We start from the raw sequence: 18,020 nt of genomic DNA, 5'->3' as shown, positions 1-18,020 counted from the left end.
CCCCGCGCGGTGCGCGGTGGACTGCCCGCCGGGCACTGCCGGTTCCCGGGCCGTGGCCACGGCCCGGGAACCGGCAGTGCCCGGGCCGTGGCCACGGCCGGGCCGCTCGCCGCGTACGGGGCGCGGGGGCGGGCCGGCGCGGACCTGCTGGACCGGCATGCCGATCGGCTCTCCGCGTGTGCCGCCGACAGCGGCTGGAACGGGAGCGAGGCCGGCGAGCGGTTCCGCACGGTCCTCCTCGCGCACGCCGACCGGTGTTCGAGGGCGGCCGCCGACGTGCGGAGTGCCGCGAGGTGGCTGGCGGACTGAGCGCCGTACGCGGGGCTGCTCCCGCCCGGGTCCTCGATCGGAGGACTTCGGGCGGTTTCCGTGCCGGTCGCCCGTGATCAACAGGGCTCACGGCCGTTGAACCGGCGGAAGACCGTCTCGCCGGCAGCGAGCCGGCCCGAGGTGCGATGTGAGAGTGGGGTCCGGGCGTGAGGGACAGCGTGGTCGAGATGATCAGGGCGACCGGGGCCGAACTGGGCTCCGCCAGACGGCTGCTCGGCGAAGCCGGCGGTGTGGCGTGGGACCGCCTCCTCGACTGGCTCGTCGACGACTACTTCCGGGTGGTCGCGCTCGGCCTGGAGAACATCCCCACGCAGGGCCCGGCGGTGATCGCCGTCAATCACTCCGGCGCCTGGGGACTGGACGCGTTCGTCCTGGACAAGGTCCTGGGCAGGGCGCTGGACCGGCGCGTGCGCTTCCTCGCGGCTCCGTTCGTCTTCCGCACCCCCATCCTGGGGCGGCACGCGCGCCGCAGCGGCGCGCTGCCGATCGGTCCGACGGCCGGTGTCGAGCACCTCAACGCGGGGCAGCTCGTCGGGGTGTACCCGGAGGGCATCGCGGGTCTGGAGAAACCGTTCACCGAGCGGTACCGGCTGCGGTCCTTCAGTCCCGGCTTCGCGGTCGCCGCCATCCGCTCGGGTGCCCCGGTGGTGCCTGTCGGGATCGTCGGCGCGGAGGAGGCGTGCCCCAAGCTCGGCGAGGTGCCGACCCTTGCCCGGCTGCTCGGCGTGCCGTACTTCCCGGTCACCACGCCGTTCCCGCTGCCGTCCAACTGGACGATCACCATCGGGGAACCGATCCCGGCTCCGGCCCGCCCCGAGGGCCTGGCGGCCCGCAGGGACGCCGCCCGGGGGCTGAGCGAGGCCACGCGTACCGCCGTGCAGGAGCTGATCGACCGTGAACTGGCCGATCGGGAGCACCTGTTCGACTGAGGGTGCGCGTCGCGCGATGGCGTGGTGTGGCTCTGCTCCGGCATCGTGGTTCCCGTCGGCGGCGGTTAGACCGTGCCCCGACCGGCCGGGGTTCCCAGCCCCCGGGCCGCGGCGGCAGCGCCCTCGTGCTGCTGGCCCGCCTGCTCGCGAAGGGCGTCGATGAGCGTCGTGAGGTGGGGCCGGTCGCCGCGGCTGAGCGCGGCGGCGCCGATGTAGCGGATCGGCCCCGGCGGCGTGACCGGGACGGGGCACAGGCCGGGGATGTGCGGGGTGAGCGCGATGGAGGGGATCAGGGAGATCCCCATGCCTGCGGCGACGAGCGAGCGGGCGAAGAAGTAGTCGGTGGTGGTCCCGCGGACGTGCGGATCGAAGCCGGCGCGCTCGGCGTAGCGGCGCAGGTATCCCTCGGTCTTCAGGCAGCCGAGCACCCAGGGTTCGGCTGCCAGTTGGGCGAGGTCGAGGGTGTCGCGGTCGGCGAGTGGGTGCCCTTGCGGCAGGACGACGTGCAGGGGGTCTTCCAGGAGGGGCGTCCATTGCAGGCCGGAGCCGGCGCCGGGTCCGGCGGGGAGCGGTCCGTCGAAGTGGTAGGCGAGGGCGAGGTCCACGGCGCCCTGGCGGACGAGCGGCAGGGTGTCCTCGGGTTCGCCCTCCCTGATGTGGAGGACGGCGTCGGGATGGGCTGCCGTGAGCCGGGTGAGGGCGGCGGGCAGCAGGAGGCGGCCGCCGCTGGTGAAGGTGGCGACGGTGAGGGGGGTGCGGCCGGTGCTGAGCCGGGCGACCTGCTGTCGTGCGTGTTCGAGCTCCGCGGCGACGGATTCGGCGGCGCCGACCATGATCTGGCCGGCCGGCGTGAGGGTGACGCCGCGGGTGCTGCGGGCGACGACCTGGGTGCCGAGGCTGCGCTCGAGGGCGGCGACCTGCTGGGAGACGGCCGAGGGGGTGAGGCGCAGGGCCGTGGCCGCCCGGTTGAAGCTGCCGTGCTCCGCCACCGCCCGCAGGACGCGGAGCCGTTGCACATCGATCAACAGTTTTCCTTTATACGTATCCAGTAGGTCGGGACTTCTGCTGATGACGATAGGTCTCCAGGATGGGGGCATGCAAAGGATCTGCGTCATCGGCGGAAGCCGGTACTTCGGAAAGCTCCTGGTGCAGCGCCTGCAGGGTGCGGGGCACCGGGTCACGGTGGTCAACCGCGGCTCCACGTCGCCGCCCGCAGGCGTGGAGCACCTCGTTGCGGACCGGAACGACGAGGCCGCCCTGACGGCTGCGCTCGGCTCCCGCACCTTCGACGTCGTGGTGGACCAGGTCTGTTACACCCCGGTGCAGGCCGCCGTCGCCGCCCGCGCCTTCGCCGGCCGTACCCGGCGCTACGTCATGACCTCCACGATCGAGGTCTACGACCCGGCGACCGCGGCGCTGCCGGCCGTGCCGGCGGGCACGCCGGTGCCGGAGGAGAGCGTGGACCCGGCCGCCTGGCTGGTGGCGATGGACCTTCCCTGGCACGACGAGGCGTACGTGGAGGCGCACTACGCGGAGGGCAAGCGGCAGGCGGAGGCCGTCCTCGCCCGCGCCGGCGGGTTCGGGTTCGCCAGTGTGCGCAGCGCTCATGTGCTCGGCGGTGGTGCGCGGGAGTTCACCGGCCGGCTGGCGCACTACGCGGGGCGCATCGCCAGGGGCGAGGAGATCGTGGTGCACGCGAAGGCGCTGCCCACGGTCTTCATCCACTACGAGGAGTTGGCGGAGCTGCTGCTGTGGGCGGCCGCGGCCGGCTTCACCGGTGCGGTCAACGCGTGTTCCGACGGCCCGCTCGATGTGTACGGCCTCGCGGCGGTCGTCGCCGCACAGGCGGGCCGGGAGCCGGTCTTGCGGACCGTCGCGGGAGGCGGGGAGGCTTCGGCGTTCTCGTTCGACCGCCACTACGCCATGAGCAACGCGCGCGCGAAGGAGCTGGGGTTTTCCTTCTCCCGTACCGCCGACTGGCTGCCCGGCGCCGTTGCCGAAGCCCTTGCCGCAGAGCCGTCACCCACCGTCTGAGGATCGAGACGCCATGCAGTACCGCACCCTCGCCCACACCGCCGTCGGCGCCATCGGCCTGGGCGCCATGCCGCTGTCGATCGAGCACCGCCCGGAGGAGAGGCGGGCCGTCGCCACCGTCCACGCCGCCCTCGACGCCGGGGTCACGCTCATCGACACCGCCGACAGCTACCACTGGCACGCCGGCGAGGCGGGCCACAACGAGCTGCTGATCGCCCGCGCCCTGGCCCGCTACGGCGGCGACACCTCCGGTGTGCTGGTGGCCACCAAGGGCGGCCGGGGCCGCCCCGGTGACGGCAGCTGGACCGTCGACGCCACCCCCGCCCACCTGAAGCGGGCTGCCGAGGCCTCCGCCGCGCGTCTGGGCGTCGAGGCGATCGGCCTGTACCAGCTGCACAAGCCGGACCCGGCGGTGCCCTGGGCGGAGTCCGTCGGCGCGCTGCGCGAGCTCCTCGACGCCGGCACGATCCGCGCCGCGGGAATCTCCAACGTCACCACCGCCCAGATCCGCCAGGCGCATCAGATCCTCGGCGACGGACTGGCCGCCGTGCAGAACCAGTACTCCCCCGCCGTCCGCGACAGCGAGCCGGAGCTGCGGCTGAGCACCCGGCTGGGTCTGGCGTTCCTGCCCTGGAGCCCGCTGGGCGGCATCTCGCGCAGCTCCCTCGACGGTGGCGGCCCCGCCTGCGAGGCCACCGCCTTCCACCGGGTCGCGGCCGGGCGCGGGGTCAGTGCGCAGCAGGTCGCCCTGGCCTGGCTGCTCGCCCGCTCCCCGGCCGTGATCCCGGTGCCGGGGGCCAGCCGCCCGCTGTCCATCACCGACTCGGCCGCGGCCGCGGGGCTCACGCTGAGCACGCAGGAGCTGGCGCTGCTCGAGGGTGCTCTGCCGGGCTGAGGCGGGTGACGGGTGCGGGGGTGTCAGGCTCGGCAGCGCAGCATCTCCAGCGGGGGGTTGGCGTGGAAGTCCGCCCAGAAGTCCGCACCGAACTCGCGCAGGCCGGCCTCGGTCACCGTCAGCGGGACCCAGGCCACCTCGCTGAACCCGGCCGCCTCGAGGCTCTTCTCGTAGACCTCGCGGCGCGGGCGGTTGGCGACGAAGGAGACCGGCGGGTCGAGCAGCGCCGTGGTCCGCACCTGCGGGCCGGTCTCGGCCTCCTGGCCGGTCGGCACGGACAGGAACCCGTACTTTTCGGGGGTCGGTCCGTCGAAGCGGAAGTCGGGCGACTGGTTGAGCAGGAAGAACTCGCCGCCGGGCTTGAGGCTGCGGTGCGCGTTGCGGCACATCCGCTCCGTGGTGGCGATGTCCTGTGCGTAGTTGAGGAGTTGGACCGCCAGGCCGATGTCGAAGCGCTGTGCGAGGGGCCGCAGTTCGGCCACGTCGCCGACCTCGTAGCGCACGCCCAGCGGATCGCGCTCCTCCAACTGCTGTGAGACGGAGACCATTTCGCCGGAGACGTCGATGCCGAGCACGTCGGCGGCGCCGCGCCGCTTGAACTCCCTGCTGTAGAAGCCGGTGCCGGAGGCGAGGTCGAGGACGGACTTGCCGGCTACGTCCCCGACCAGGGCCAGGAAGCTGGGCACCACCACGTACTGCTCCAGTGGCAGGGCCTTGAACCCCTCGTACGCCTCACCGATCTGGTCGTACTGCTGCTGTGCGCTCATGGTGCTGTGCTCCCCGTTTCTGCATGCCTTGGCCGCGGCGCCCGCTCCCCGGCTGCGGGGCAGGTGGCGGCTTGTGACTGGCAGTCTCTACGGGTTCCGCCAGGCCGTCGTACTGGCTGAAGCCACAAAGATCCGGGCGTCGTCCCGGCGTCGTGTACGGGGGCGTGCGGGTTCGGGCGTCAGCGCGTCGTCCAGCCGCCGTCCACGGACAGGGTCGTGCCCAGGACGAAGGACGCGCGGTCGCTGCAGAGCCAGGCGGCCGCCTCCGCGATTTCCGCGGGGCTCGCCATGCGCGGCAGGGGGGCCGACTTGAGGAGGACCTCTTCCATCGCCGGGTTCTGCTGGAGCCAGTTGTCGATCATCTCGCTGCGGGTGGAGCCCGGGGCGATGGCGTTGACGCGGATGCCCTGGGCGGCGTACTCGCACGCGGCGGCCTTGGTGAGGCCCAGGACCGCGTGTTTCGACGCGATGTAGGTCGCCGTCACCGGGGTGGCGACCAGGCCGGCAGTGCTGCTGTTGTTCACGATCGAGCCGCCGCCGCCCGCGAGCATGGCGCGGATCTCGTGGCGCATGCAGTTCCAGACGCCGCGGACGTTGGTGTCCATCACGGTGTCGTACGCGTCCTCGTCGAGCAGGTGCATCGGCCGGGGGGTCGCGCCGATGCCGGCGTTGTTGAAGGCCGCGTCGAGGCGGCCGTACGCGGTCACGGCCGCCTCGACGGCGCGGGCCACGTCCTCGGTGCGGGAGACGTCGGCGACCACGTACTGGGCCTGGTGGCCGGTGGCACGCAATTCCTGGGTGAGGGCCGCGAGTTGGGGTTCGCGGCGGGCCAACAGGGTCACCGAGGCGCCTTCGCGGCAGAATACGCGTGCGGCGGCCGCGCCGATGCCCGCGCTCGCGCCCGTGATCAGCGCCGATTTGCCCGCCATCAAAGAGCTGCTGGTCTCCCGGGTCATCGCGCGACCGTAACACGAGGGGAGGGAGAGCGTGATGGCAGGAAGGGCCGTGCTGGTGACCGGCGCCACCGGATTCGTGGGTTCCGTGGTGGTGGAGCGTCTGGCGCAGGAGGGCGTGCCCGTACGGGTGTTGGTGCACCGTGCCGATGTGCCGTCAGGGGTGGGAGTGGAGGGGGTGCGGGGGGATCTCGTGCGTTCCGGGTCGGTGCGCGGGCTGTGTGACGGTGTCGGCGTCGTGCTGCATCTGGCGGCGCGGATCGGGGGCACGGAAGAGGAGTGCCGGGCCGTCAACGTGGAAGGGACGCGGGCGCTGCTGGCCGAGGCGGAGCGGGCCGGGGTGCGGCCCCATCTGGTGTACGGGCGGGGGGACCGTTGGGTGGTGCCGTCGCTGGTGCGGTTGCTGGCGCGGTTGCCGCACTGGGTGGACGGGGGGCGGGCCCGGATGTCCATGGTGTCGGTGGACGCGCTGGCGGGGGCGCTCGCGGAGTTGGCCGTGCGGGAGGAGGGCGTACGGGGTGTGCTGCATGCGGGTCATCCCGAGCCGGTGACCGCGCGGGAGCTCGTGGGGACGGTGGCGCGGGAGCTGGGGCTGCCGCTGCCGAGGGGGGAGGTGGACCTGTCCGGGGCCCTGGAGTTGCTGGGGGGCCCGGAGGGTCCGGATCCGGTGGTGCGGCGGCAGGTGTCGCTGTTCGCGGTGGACCACTGGTACGACAGCGGGCGGTTGTGGGGAGGGCTCGCGGCGTCCCCGGGGGCGCGGTTCTCGCAGGCGTTCGGTCAGTACGCCGACTGGTACCGCGACCAGGAGCGGATGCGTCGCCGCTGACCCGGAGGCGTTTCGGGGGCGGGGGGTGCGGAGGTCACCGCAAGGGGTGCAGTGCAGGTGCCGTGCAGTGCAGGTGCGGTGCGGGTGCGCGGCAGGGGTGCGGGTGTCACGCCAGGGGGTGCGGGCCGGGCCGGTCCTGGGGTGCGCCGGTGACCGTCGAGGTGAAGACGGTGCGGTCCTCCTGGTGGCCGGTGACCTCGACGCGGCCGGGTGCGACGAGGGTGGCGTCCACCCAGCAGGGGGCGTCGAGTTCGGCGTACTGGTGGAACTCGGTGGACAGGCCGGTGGGGGTGAACGCGCCGGGGTGGTGGAGCCCGCAGGCGGCCTGGCGGGCGGCCTCGACCAGGACCATGCCGGGGTGGTGGTCGTTCGCGTGCTCGAAGAGGATCGGGTGGTCGAGGTCGGGGTTCAGCAGCCAGCGGCCGGGGCGGTCGGCGGGTGCGAGGACCACGTCGAAGGGGGCCAGCCGGCCGGCGGAGGCGGCGGGCACGGGCGTGCGGCGGGGCAGCGGACGCGCTAAGCCGGCGTGGCCGCGGTCGCCGCGCAGCCGGCGGTAGGTGGCGGGGGCGACGCAGGTGAAGCGGGCGGTGCCGGAGGCGGCGAGTTCGCCGTTGCGGTGGATGTCGACCTGGAGGAAGCCGGAGAAGCGGCTGCCCTTCCAGGTGAAGTCCGTGCAGGTGGCGGTCATGTCGAGTTCGCTCGGGCCGCGGCCTATGCGCAGCTGCTCGGGGCGGGAGGTGAAGTCCAGGCTCCAGAGGAGGACGTTGTGGCCGAGGGGGACTCCGTAGACGGCGTGGCAGAGGTAGAGCCCCGTCTGTCTGATGGTCTCGCCGGCCTGGACCGGGTCGTGGCCGGCGCCGTCGGCGCTGGTGAAGAAGGTGTGGGCACGGGGCCACTGCCCGGTGAGGGCGAAGGTGTCGTCGCCGATGCGGTCGCAGCCGCTGAGGAAGACCTCGGCGAGTGAACTGCGGTGGACGTACTCCCTGGGCACCGTGGTGGTCAGCACCGGGGCCTCGTTGCAGCGCGTCCAGGGGTCTCCCGCTCCCCGGAGCGGGAGGACGGGAGCGTTGTTCCGGATCGTCAGCATGGTCATGGGACCTCTCCCGCAGAGCCGTTGGACGGATGGGACGGGGTGCGTACGCGAGACGCAAGATACGTACTCTCCGGTTTTGTTTGCAAGGTGCGGAAGGAGAGTGGATGTCGCTCGCGCAGCGGCGGCGCGGGCGGCCGTGGAGGGTGGTGCGGGGTCGCCGTGACGTCGACCAGCGAATATCAGGATGGCGGCCGTCGGCCGTGATGTGAGGGATCACGACCCAAGTGGGAGAGGGCCTTCCGGTCATCTGCGCCGGTCCGGCGGGGCATCGTCACGTGGTGTTCGGCGAGTGGGGCGCGAGCCGTTCTCGAGCGATCGTCATGCGGCAGGACCCGCCTTGCAAACCATTGGCAGGCGGGGTGGAGCAGTGCCAGAATCGGGGCCGCCGCCGGTCATCAAAAGAACCGGATGGATGGTTTTTGAACGCAGGGTGTCGGCAGCTCGCTGCACCCTGTGACCGATGTTCGCCACCATCCGGGAGAGCCGTCAGATGACCCGTCAGTGCCCCATAGCGATCGACCTCTCCGGAGCGGACGTGCACGCCGAGGCGGCGCGCATCCGGGAGCAGGCGCCTGCGACGCAGGTGCTGCTGCCCGGCGGGGTGAGGGGCTGGGCCGTCAACCGGCACGCCGACATCCGCAGGCTGCTCGTGGATCCGAGGGTGTCGAAGGACGCCTACCGGCACTGGCCGGCGTGGATCGAGGGAGAGGTCGGCGCCGAATGGCCGCTGGCGATCTGGGTCTCGGTGCAGAACATGATCACCGCGTACGGCGAGGAGCACACGCGCCTGCGCAAGCCGGTCGCCGCCGCGTTCACCTCGCGGCGCGTCGCCGCCCTGCGGCCGAGGATCGAGGAGGTCGTGGACGGGCTGCTGGACGGCCTGGCCGCGCTGCCGCCGGGCCGGGTGGTCGATCTGCGGGCCCAGTTCGCGCACGAACTGCCGACCCGGATGGTCTTCGAGCTGTTCGGGATCCCGGAGTGGTCGTGGGCGCCCCTGCACAAGATCATCCGAGGGTTCTTCGACACGACGATCACGGTCGAGGCCGCGCAGCAGAACGCCGTGGACATGGACGTGACGATGGCCGACGTGGTCGCCCACCGGCGGGCGCACCCGGGCGACGACATCACCAGCGTGCTGATCGCCGCACGGGACGCGGGCGGCGAGGAGGATGGGGTGCGGCTCAGTGAGAAGGAGCTGGTCGACAACCTGATCCTGCTCTTCACGGCCGGGTACGAGACCACGGTCAACCTCATCTGCACGGCCCTGCACGAACTGGTGCGGAGCCCGGACCAGTTGAAGCTGGTGCGCGAGGGGCTGGCCTCCTGGGAGGACGTGGTGGAGGAGGCGCTGCGCATCGAGCCGCCGGCCTCGTACGGGCTGCTGCGGTTCGCGGTGGAGGACATCGACATGGGCGAGGGGGTGGTGATCCCGCAAGGGGACCCGATCCTGGTGTCGTTCGGCTCGGTCGGGCGGGACCCCCGGTTGCACGGGGCGCAGGCGGAGCGGTTCGACGTGACGCGCGCGACGCGCGGACAGCACCTCTCCTTCGGTTTCGGGACGCACTACTGCCTGGGCGCGACCCTGGCGCGGACCGAGTGCGCGATCGCCGTTCAGCGGTTCTTCGAGAGGTTTCCGGAGCCGGTGCTGGTGGCCGGGGAGGGCGGGGAGCTGCCGCGGGTGGCCTCGTTCATCTCCAACGGGCTGCAGGAGCTGCCGGTGGTGCTGGGGGCCGAGAACAGGGGTAGGTGAGGTGGGAGGGAAGTAAGTGGCGTGAGGGAGCGTGGGGTTTTGGTGGAGAGGTGACGGATTGTGATGCGCGGCTGGAGAGACGTGCTTGACTAAAATACGGACCTTCTGGTTGGTTTTGATGGGGTGGCGGATCCTGTCAGGGGGTCCGGCAGGCACAACCCCTGGACAACGGAGGCACCGTGGCACGGCAAGAGCGTGCGGTACGTACGCGTCGCGCGATCTTGGAAGCGGCGGCGGCGGTCTTCGACGAGCGCGGATACGACGCGGCCACCATCGCCGACATCCTCGCCCGGGCAGGGGTCACCAAGGGCGCCCTGTACTTCCACTTCTCCTCCAAGCAGGAGCTGGCCCAGGGGGTGCTCGAAGAGCAGTTCGCCGAGGGCGGGGTCCCCCACCGGGAGAGCAAGCTCCAGGAACTCGTCGATGTCGCACTGGTGCTGGCGTACCGCATGAAGCACGAGCCGATGCTCAGCGCGGGGGCCCGGCTCTCTCTGGGGCCGGGCATGCGCGACATCTTCGGCGGAGGGTCCGTGCCGGGCTGGATCGAGTTCACGCGCGCCCTGCTCTGCCAGGCGAAGGAGCAGGGCGAACTGCTCCCGCACGTCGATCCCGCCGAGACGGCATGGATCCTTTCCGCCTGCTGGACCGGCGCCCAGATCTTCTCCCAGACCCTCAACGACCGGACGGACCTCGAACAGCGGGTGGCCGCCGTCTACCAGCACATCTACCCGAGCATCGCCACGCCGGCGGTGCTCGCGCGGCTGGAGATGGGCCCCGACCGGGGGCGGCGGGTGACCGCGGAGATGGGGATCGCGGCCGGCCCGGCGCAGGAACCCGAGCCGGCCCTGCCCTGAGGCCGCCCGCGTCCGGCGCGCTGAGAACGCCCGGTGCGGCGCGCGGTGAGGGCGCGCGGAACGGGGTATGGGGCTCTGGAGGTTCGGCCGCGGGGCGGGCGGGTGCGCGCCGGCTCCAGCGGGACACGAGCTGCGCTCCGGTGCGGCCGCAGACGGTGGGCGACAAGATCTTGTACCCCCCTGGGCAAACCGCACTGACGGTTTGTGGAGACTCCATGGCCAAGCAGGAGCGTGCGGCCCGCACGCGAGAAACTCTGATCCGTGCCGCTGCGGAGGTGTTCGCCGAGCAGGGGTTCGTCACCGCCTCGATCGCGGCGATCAGCCGACGGGCCGGCGTGAGCGCCGGCGGGCTGCACTTCCACTTCGCGAACAAGACCGCGATCGCCCGGGCCGTCGAGGACCGGGCCTCCCGGGCGCTGCGGCGCGTCACCACCGAGAGGTGGGGGGCCGCCGCGGCCCCGGCCGGGGCGGTGGACGGCAACGCCCTGCAGGTGCTGGTGGACTCCTCCCACTCCCTGATGGCCCTGCTGGCGTCGGACGTGGTGGTACGCGCCGCTTTCGGGCTGTGCGCGGACGTTTCCCACCGGAGCGAGACCGACCTGCGCCGTCAGTGGCGCCTGTGGGTCGAAGCGGTCACCCGGGCCGCGGCGCGGCACGGCGCGCTGGCCGACGGGCTCGCCCCGCAGGACGCGGCGAGCGTGGTGGTGGCCTCCACCGTGGGACTGGAGGCCCTGGGAGCCCACGAGCGGGACTGGCTCGCACCCCACGCCCTCACCCGGTTCTGGATGCTGGCACTCCCCCAGCTCGCGGCCGACGGGACGCTGGGCGGGCTTGCGCCGCAGGGGTCGGGAGAGTCGGAAGGCGCGGGAGGGGCGGAGGGGCCGGTAGGGGATGCTTCTGCCGCGCAAGGGGGCCCGTAGCAGACTGAATGGTCTGTTTCAGGGGCTGCGGGAGCCCCTTCCGGGGCCCCGGTCGGGGGTGGCCACGGCGTACCGAGGCCGGACCGGGATGCCGTCGCGCGGATGAAATCCCAGCTCAGGATGGGTTTTTGAGTGGGCATCAGAACGCGTCGATCTCCAAAACAGCGCAACCGGTTTGATATTGACAAACCGTCGGTCCTGTTTTCTACTGGCTGTGCGACTCATCCAAGGACAGGGGAGTACGGCGTGGACATCGATGTACTGGGCGCGTTGGCTGTGCGGGAGAACGGGATCTCCATCACGCCGACCGCCCCCAAGCCCCGGCAGGTCCTGGCGCTCCTGGCCCTCCATGCCGATCAGGTGGTGCCCGTGTCGGCACTGATCGAGGAGCTGTGGGCGGGTGAACCCCCGCGCAGCGCGCGGACGACGCTCCAGACGTACGTCCTGCAGTTACGCGCCCTCATCGCGACCGCTCTGGAGCGGGGCGCGGCCGAGGGCGCGGAGGGCGGTAGGAATCCCGGCGCGGAGGCCGGCGCCGGTCCCGGCGCGGGCGTGCGGACCGCGAAGGACATACTCGTGACCCTGCCGGGTGGCTATCTGCTGAGCAGCGGCGGCGGAGTTCTGGACGTGCGGGAGTTCGACCGGCTCGCCGGGAGCGGATACCGCGCCATGGACGCGGGTGACTTCCCCGCCGCGGCGCGGCTGCTGCGCGAGGCGCTGGCCCTGTGGTCCGGGCCCGCCTTCGCCGACGTGCAGAGCGGGGTCCAGCTGGACATGGAGGCCAGGCGGCTGGAGGAGACGCGGCTGTGCGCCCTCGACCAGCGGATCGAGGCGGACCTGCGGCTGGGCCGGCACCGGGAGCTGCTGGCCGAACTGACCGTGCTGGCGAGCCGGTACCGCACGCACGAGAACCTGCACGGCCAGTTCATGCTCGCTCTGCACCGCTCGGGCCGGCGCGGCGAGGCGCTGGACGTCTACCAGCGGCTGCGCGGGACGCTGGTGCGCGAGCTGGGGCTGGAGCCGTCCGTGGCGCTGCGGCGCCTGCAGCGCTCGATCCTGATGGCGGGTCCCGAGAGCCTCTCCGAGCCCGGCGTCGAGCCCGGGGGCGAGCGGCTCGTACGGGTCTGAGGTGGGGGTCCCCGAGGCGTTCGGGGTCTGCGCTCCGCGGCCTGTCAGGGGCCTTCGGGGCGCGGGGGCTGCGTCGGTGGCGGCGAGAGGGGACGGCTCGGTGCAGGAGAGGTCGGAGCGAACCCGTAGGCGGCTGGTCGGTGCCGCGGCCGAGATGTTCCACCGCAACGGCTACGCCAACGCGACGCTGGACGAGATCGCGGGCGCGGCCGGGGTGACGAAGGGGGCGCTGTACTTTCACTTCGCCTCCAAGGACGAGCTGGCGGAGGCCGTGCAGCAGCGGGGGCACACCCTGCTGCACGACGAGGTGCGGGCCCTGCGCGAGTCTGGGGCCTCGCCGTTGCAGGCGCTGATCGACATCACGCACTGGCTGGCCACGACGCTGCACGAGGATCCGGCGATCCCGGCGAGCTTCCGGATCACCAAGGAGTGCGGGGCGCGGCCGGCGGTGGTGGACTTCCACGCGGCGTGGATCTCGGCGGTCTGTACGCTGCTCCGGCTGGCGAGGGACGCGGGTGAAGTGCCGGCGGCGGAGCGCGGGTGGGAGGGCGCGCAGGCGCTGGTGACGGCGGCGGCGTGCGGGATCGAGGTCCTGTCCGGTACCGGGATGCCCTACCGGGAGCTGCAGCGGAAGGTGGCGGCGATGTGGGCCCTGCTGCTGCCGGGCCTCGTGGACGGCGAGAGGGTACGGGAGTACCGGGCGCAGGCGCGCGGTGGTGCGTCGGCCGGCGCCGGGGCCGCCGCGGCGGGCGTGTAGCTCAGCAGGTGCCAAAGAATCTGCCCAGTACGGGAGTTGCCGGCTCAGGCGTGCGGCGTGCCTCCCCCTTCGGTGGGCGCTGCCGGGACGGCTTCGGGTTCGGGGATGCGGGTGGGTGCACGGCTGCGGCCGATGCGCGTGCGCGTGAGCGTGCTGGTGCCGGAGCGGGTGCGGTATGCGGGTGCGTGCCGGTGCGGGAGCGGATGCGGGAGCGGTGTGCCTGCGCGTGCGGGAGCGGGTTCCGGTGTGTGCGGGAGCGGGTTCCGGTGTGGGTGTGGTCCCAGGGATGTTTCCGGACGCCCGGGGAGCGCTCCCGGGGACTGTTCGTGCGGTGTTCCGCCTGGTGCGGCCGTGGTTCCCGCGGCTGTGGGGCGGGGCTTGGAGAGGGGCTCGAAGGGAGCTTGAGAAACCGGTGACATCGTTCAGGGACCGCTACCGTGCCCCGAGTCGAAGGCCGAACAACGAGGGACTCGACGACGTGCGGAGGAGACGGTGAAGATTCAGGTGCTGGGTCCGTTGAGTGCCGAGGTCAACGGGGGTTCGATCGTTCCGACCGCACGCAAGCCGCGGCAGATCCTGACGCTCCTCGCCCTCTACCCGGGCCGGGTGATGCCGGTGCCCACGCTCATGGAGGAGCTCTGGGGCACCAACCTGCCGCAGAGCGCGCTGACGACCTTGCAGACGTACATACTCCAGCTGCGCCGGCGGCTGGGTACCGCCATGGGGCCGGGCGCGGGTGCGGGCGGCGCCGGTGGCGCGAAAGAGGTCCTCGTCACGCGGCACGGCGGGTACCTGCTGCAGATCCCGCCGGAGGCGGTGGACGTGCACGAGTACGAGGGCCTCGTGGCCCGGGGCCAGAGCGACTTCGAGCAGGGCGACGACGAGAGCGCGGCGGCCATGCTGCGCGCGGCGCTCGCGCTGTGGCAGGGGCCCGCGCTGGTCGACGTACGGGTGGGCCCGATCCTGGAGATCGAGGTGTTGCGGCTGGAGGAGAGCCGGCTGGTCACCGTGGAGCGGCGGATCGACGTGGATCTGCGGCTGGGCCGGCACACGGAGCTGCTGGCCGAGCTCACGGAGCTGATCGCCCGGCATCCGCAGCACGAAGGACTGCACTCGCAGGCGATGGTGGCGCTGTACCGGTCGGGCCGGCAGGCGACGGCCCTGGACGTGTACCGGCGGCTGCGGGGCCGGCTGATCGAGGACCTGGGGGTGGAGCCGTCGCCGCAACTCCAGCGCCTGCACCAGGCCATGCTGGCCGTCGACCCGGCGCTGGACGTGCAGGCGGGGCCGAAGCGGGGCTCGACCTTCGACCTGTACGCCGTCTGAGCGCCGCTCCCCCGCTGCAGCGGCCCTCCTTCTCCACGGGCAGGACCTCGACGAGGCCGGGACGGTGGCCGCCGGGGCCATGGCGAATGCTGGTGCCATGACGAATGACACGACGGCCCTCGGCCCGGCACGGGCGTTCCCCCCTGGCTCCGGGTCCTCCCGCCCCCTGCCGTTCCACCGGCTGGCCTTGGCGACCGGGTATCACAGCTGGTGGCGACCGCTGGCCGGAACGGCGTTGGTGCTCCTCGGGGTCGTCGTGATGATGCCGGCGCTGTTCCTCGGCGCCGAGATCGTGGGCCGGCTCGTGGACCGCCCCCTCGACCCGGACGGGATGGCCGTCTGGGGCGACATCGGCGACACCGCGCTGGCCTTGCTGTCCATAGCCGTCATGACGCCTGTCGTGCTGCTTGCCGCGTACAGCGCGCAGCGCCGCCCGGCGGGGACGGTGTCGTCGGTCGAGGGCCGGCTCCGCCGGCGCCGGCTGGCCACGTGCCTCGCGCTGGCCCTGCCCCTGGTCCTGCTCATGGTCGCGGTCCAGGCGTTGATGCCGGGCCCGGCGGGCGAGGGTGAGGACCTGGCGTGGGCGGGCACGTCGACGTTCCTCACCGGTCTTGCGACGGTGTGGCTCCTGGTGCCGTTCCAGGCCGCCGCCGAGGAGTACGTGTTCCGCGGCTGGCTGCTGCAGGCGGTCGGCTCCTGGTGCCGCTCGCCGTGGGCGGCGATCGCACCGCAGGCCCTGCTGTTCGCCGCGGCCCACGGGTGGGGCACCGTCTGGGGCTTCGCGGACCTCGTCGTCTTCGGGGTGGTGACGGGCTGGCTGACCATCCGTACGGGCGGGCTGGAAGCCGCCATCGCCCTGCACGTCCTCAACAACCTGGTGGGAATGAGCATCGCGGCCGCGTTCGCCGGCGCGTTCGCCTCACAGGAGACCGCCGCCGACATGGACGGGGTGGCCATGGCCGTCGACGTCCCCATGGTCCTCCTCTACGCGGCGGCCGTGCTGTGGGTCACCCGCCGCCGCGAACGGGCGACGGACACCGACACGCCCGGTGGGCCGGACACCTCGCCGCCCGCGGTGACCGCCGGCGGGTACGCGGGCCCGGCGGGCGGTGTCTGACCGTCAGGGGCGGTCCGGGCGGTCCGTCGGCCGGGGTGACGGCGGTGGCCGCGGCCCTCACTGACGCGGGATGTCGATGCCGGCTGCGCGCAGGTTCGCCTCGACCAGGGTGTTCAACCGGGCGAGGGAGGGTGTCTGGTCTTCGCGGTGGTGGTTGACCAGTGCGTACCGGGAGGCGGCGTCGGGCCGGTTGTGGAAGCCGGCCGGCGCCGCCAGCAGCGCGCGGTTGGCCAGCAGTTTGCCGGTCAGGGCGGAGGCCAGCTCCTCGATCCGCGGGTCGTGCGGATCCCAGGACCTCGCCTCCCATCCGCGCTTGGTCAGCTCGACGTGCTCGGGATCGTCGAGGGCGTGTTCGAGGCGGACCAGGAAGCTGTCGAAGATCTCCGGAACCAGCGCCCGGGCCAGCACCAGGGCCTCCCGCTGGCCGGCCAGGTAGTCGGGGCTGAAGCCGAGTTCGGCGAGCCGGTCCAGGACGGCGCAGGCGCGGTCGGGCAGCAGGACCCGGTCGCCGTGGGCGAGCCGGTGCAGCGTGGCGCGGCGCGCGCTCAGGTCCTCGATCCGTTCGGTGAGGCGGCGGTGGACGTCGTCCAGGGCGGCGGCGAACCGTTCGGGATCCGCGTCGAGCAGGTCACCGATCTCGGCCAGCGGCACGCCGGCCCCGGCCAGGGTCCGCACCTGGACCATCCGGAGCAGGTCGGCCGACCTGTAACGCCGGTAGCCGGAACCGTCCCGGTCCGGCTCGGCGACCAGGCCGAGCCGGTGATAGTGCCGCACGGTCTTGATCGTGACGCCGACGAACGCCGCCGCCTGACCGATGGTGAGCCCGTCTGCCATCGGCTCAGCACACCTCCCGGTCGTGGGCGGCCTCGGGGTTCGGGTTGCGGGCGATCACAGGGGCGAGGGTAGCGCGCCTGCGGTCAGCCCATGGCCGCGCAGGAGGTTGACCTTGACCTTGGGTCAGGGTGCACGCTCATCGCACGGCCGCCTCGAAAAGGGGGCGGCGGCGCCGAACCACCGGGCCGCGCTGCGCTTTCGAGCCGTGCCGGACACCTGCCCATCGCGAGATCGAGGAATGCCCATGAGCGAGTCCCTCCCCGCCACGAAGAACTCCGCCGCCGTGGCGGACCGCCCGGAACTGCAGAAGGCCCTGCGGGAGATCGTCGACTCCGGTGTCGCCGGAGTGACGATGCGCGTGCACGACGAGCGGGGCGAGTGGGCCGGCAGCGCCGGCGTCGCCGAGCTGGGCCGCAGCGGCGAGCCGCCGGCCGACGGGCACGTCCGGATCGGCAGCAACACCAAGACCTTCACCGCGACCGTGGTGCTGCAACTGGTGGCCGAAGGCAGGATCGCGCTGGACACCCCGGCGGCCGACTGCCTGCCGGCGTTCGGGCTGGACCGGCGGATCACGGTGCGGATGCTGCTGCAGCACACCAGCGGGGTGTTCAACCACACCGGTGAGCTCCTGGCGGACGGGACGGTCGCGCACGGGATCCCCTCCACGATCGCGGGCCGGGAGTGGGTGGAGGGCCGGTTCAGGACCTACCGGCCCGAGGAGCTGGTACGGCTGTCGTTGTCGAAGCCGGCGCGGTTCGAGCCGGGGACGGGCTGGAGCTACTCCAACACCAACTACGTGCTGGCCAGGCTGCTGGTCGAGAAGGTCACCGGCCGCTCGTGCGCCGAGGAGACGCAGGAGCGGATCCTGGGGCCGCTCGGCCTGTCGGGCACCGTGATGCCCGGCACCTCGCCGGACATTCCCGAGCCGTACGCCCGCGCCTACTACCGGTACGAGGACGCCGGCCGGCAGGAGACGGTCGACGTCACCCGCCACAACCCCTCCTGGATCTCTGCCGGCGGAGACATGATCTCGACCACGCGGGACCTGCACACCTTCCTCTGCGCCCTGACGGGCGGCACTCTCCTGCCGGCGCCGCTGCTGGCCGAGATGTGCACGCCGCACGCCCGGAGCGGCTTCGGCCTGGGGTTGCGCGTGCAGGACGTGGGCGGGAACGGCGCCACCGTGCTCTTCCACAACGGCGGCCACGGCGGCCACGCGGCGTTGATGTACAGCACGCCCGGCGGCGGCAAGACGCTGACCGCCGCCCTGAACTACGTGGACGACGCGGCGATGTCCCTGGCGGGGGCGTTCCAGAAGGCGCAGGACAGGCTGGTCGAGGAGGTGTTCGGCGGCGGGCGGGCCTGATCCGGCCGGCGGGGCGGCCGGGCCGGCGGGCCGAGCACCTGGGCCCCGCGCGCCGGTCGTCGTCGGGGCCGGGGCTATCTCTTGGGCCAGCCGATGTCGTCGTCCGGGTGGGTCTTCCCGGCCGGGCCGGGGGTCCGGGGG

The 18,020-nt window shown here is 72.7% G+C and carries 18 protein-coding genes; 13 read left to right on the top strand and 5 right to left on the bottom strand.

Annotated elements, in window-relative coordinates; translation table 11 throughout:
• Together PV721_RS30190 and PV721_RS30185 are read left to right on the top strand one after the other, a co-directional pair.
• Positions 1 to 309 (top strand): hypothetical protein (locus PV721_RS30190; protein ID WP_319729745.1); only part of this gene is annotated, 309 nt, incomplete at its 5' end.
• Between the two features lie 167 nt (positions 310 to 476).
• Positions 477 to 1,259 (top strand): lysophospholipid acyltransferase family protein, encoded by a 783-nt coding sequence (locus tag PV721_RS30185; RefSeq protein WP_319729744.1) that lies wholly within the window; start codon positions 477 to 479, stop codon positions 1,257 to 1,259.
• Positions 1,260 to 1,324: 65 nt separating this feature from the next.
• Here PV721_RS30185 and PV721_RS30180 read toward each other — a convergent pair whose 3' ends face one another.
• The gene (locus PV721_RS30180) at positions 1,325 to 2,284 is read right to left on the bottom strand and encodes a LysR family transcriptional regulator (protein ID WP_319729742.1); all 960 of its coding nucleotides are present in this window, start codon (positions 2,282 to 2,284) and stop codon (positions 1,325 to 1,327) included.
• Between the two features lie 70 nt (positions 2,285 to 2,354).
• On the opposite strand from PV721_RS30180, the gene PV721_RS30175 reads away from it, so the two are divergent.
• Both PV721_RS30175 and PV721_RS30170 read left to right on the top strand, forming a co-directional pair.
• Complete coding sequence (locus tag PV721_RS30175) at positions 2,355 to 3,293, top strand: NAD-dependent epimerase/dehydratase family protein (RefSeq protein ID WP_319729740.1); 939 nt, start codon at positions 2,355 to 2,357, stop codon at positions 3,291 to 3,293.
• A gap of 13 nt (positions 3,294 to 3,306) precedes the next feature.
• Positions 3,307 to 4,188: an aldo/keto reductase gene (locus PV721_RS30170; RefSeq protein WP_319729739.1), complete on the top strand. Its 882-nt coding sequence runs from the start codon at positions 3,307 to 3,309 to the stop codon at positions 4,186 to 4,188.
• A gap of 23 nt (positions 4,189 to 4,211) precedes the next feature.
• Here PV721_RS30170 and PV721_RS30165 read toward each other — a convergent pair whose 3' ends face one another.
• Both PV721_RS30165 and PV721_RS30160 read right to left on the bottom strand, forming a co-directional pair.
• Positions 4,212 to 4,955: a class I SAM-dependent methyltransferase gene (locus PV721_RS30165; protein ID WP_319729737.1), complete on the bottom strand. Its 744-nt coding sequence runs from the start codon at positions 4,953 to 4,955 to the stop codon at positions 4,212 to 4,214.
• 179 nt (positions 4,956 to 5,134) lie between these two features.
• Complete coding sequence (locus tag PV721_RS30160; RefSeq protein WP_319729735.1) at positions 5,135 to 5,911, bottom strand: glucose 1-dehydrogenase; 777 nt, start codon at positions 5,909 to 5,911, stop codon at positions 5,135 to 5,137.
• A 34-nt stretch (positions 5,912 to 5,945) separates the two neighbouring features.
• Here PV721_RS30160 and PV721_RS30155 point away from each other — a divergent pair, with 34 nt between their 5' ends.
• A complete protein-coding gene (locus PV721_RS30155; protein ID WP_319729733.1) occupies positions 5,946 to 6,734 on the top strand; it encodes an NAD-dependent epimerase/dehydratase family protein in 789 nt (262 codons plus the stop codon).
• A 106-nt stretch (positions 6,735 to 6,840) separates the two neighbouring features.
• On the opposite strand, the gene PV721_RS30150 is transcribed toward PV721_RS30155, so the two are convergent.
• Positions 6,841 to 7,827, bottom strand: coding sequence for a ScbA/BarX family gamma-butyrolactone biosynthesis protein (locus PV721_RS30150; protein ID WP_319729731.1), 987 nt, complete (start codon positions 7,825 to 7,827; stop codon positions 6,841 to 6,843).
• 460 nt (positions 7,828 to 8,287) lie between these two features.
• Between PV721_RS30150 and PV721_RS30145 the strand changes: the two genes are divergently transcribed.
• From PV721_RS30145 to PV721_RS30115, 7 genes are all read left to right on the top strand, one after another.
• Positions 8,288 to 9,577: a cytochrome P450 gene (locus PV721_RS30145; RefSeq protein WP_319729728.1), complete on the top strand. Its 1,290-nt coding sequence runs from the start codon at positions 8,288 to 8,290 to the stop codon at positions 9,575 to 9,577.
• 179 nt (positions 9,578 to 9,756) lie between these two features.
• Entirely contained in the window at positions 9,757 to 10,431 is a 675-nt protein-coding gene (locus tag PV721_RS30140; RefSeq protein WP_319729726.1) for a ScbR family autoregulator-binding transcription factor, read from the top strand.
• A gap of 215 nt (positions 10,432 to 10,646) precedes the next feature.
• On the top strand, positions 10,647 to 11,351 hold the full coding sequence (locus tag PV721_RS30135; protein WP_319729724.1) for a helix-turn-helix domain-containing protein: 705 nt from the start codon (positions 10,647 to 10,649) through the stop codon (positions 11,349 to 11,351).
• 246 nt (positions 11,352 to 11,597) lie between these two features.
• A complete protein-coding gene (locus tag PV721_RS30130) occupies positions 11,598 to 12,479 on the top strand; it encodes an AfsR/SARP family transcriptional regulator (protein ID WP_319729722.1) in 882 nt (293 codons plus the stop codon).
• Between the two features lie 100 nt (positions 12,480 to 12,579).
• Positions 12,580 to 13,236, top strand: coding sequence for a ScbR family autoregulator-binding transcription factor (locus tag PV721_RS30125; protein WP_319729720.1), 657 nt, complete (start codon positions 12,580 to 12,582; stop codon positions 13,234 to 13,236).
• Positions 13,237 to 13,728: 492 nt separating this feature from the next.
• Entirely contained in the window at positions 13,729 to 14,562 is an 834-nt protein-coding gene (locus PV721_RS30120; protein WP_319729718.1) for an AfsR/SARP family transcriptional regulator, read from the top strand.
• Positions 14,563 to 14,659: 97 nt separating this feature from the next.
• Positions 14,660 to 15,679 carry a CPBP family intramembrane glutamic endopeptidase gene (locus tag PV721_RS30115; RefSeq protein WP_319729715.1) on the top strand — a complete coding sequence of 340 codons (1,020 nt, stop codon included), beginning with the start codon at positions 14,660 to 14,662 and terminating at the stop codon, positions 15,677 to 15,679.
• Between the two features lie 57 nt (positions 15,680 to 15,736).
• On the opposite strand, the gene PV721_RS30110 is transcribed toward PV721_RS30115, so the two are convergent.
• Positions 15,737 to 16,513, bottom strand: a complete 777-nt coding sequence (locus PV721_RS30110) for a MerR family transcriptional regulator (protein ID WP_319729713.1) — start codon at positions 16,511 to 16,513, stop codon at positions 15,737 to 15,739.
• Positions 16,514 to 16,757: 244 nt separating this feature from the next.
• Here PV721_RS30110 and PV721_RS30105 point away from each other — a divergent pair, with 244 nt between their 5' ends.
• The gene (locus PV721_RS30105; protein ID WP_319729710.1) at positions 16,758 to 17,879 is read left to right on the top strand and encodes a serine hydrolase domain-containing protein; all 1,122 of its coding nucleotides are present in this window, start codon (positions 16,758 to 16,760) and stop codon (positions 17,877 to 17,879) included.
• The last annotated feature ends 141 nt before the right edge of the window (positions 17,880 to 18,020 follow it).

Source organism: Streptomyces sp. MB09-01 (assembly GCF_033794505.1).
Classification (GTDB): domain Bacteria; phylum Actinomycetota; class Actinomycetes; order Streptomycetales; family Streptomycetaceae; genus Streptomyces.
The sequence above is the reverse complement of the archived record's forward strand: the minus strand, read 5'-3'. Positions and strand labels throughout refer to the sequence as shown.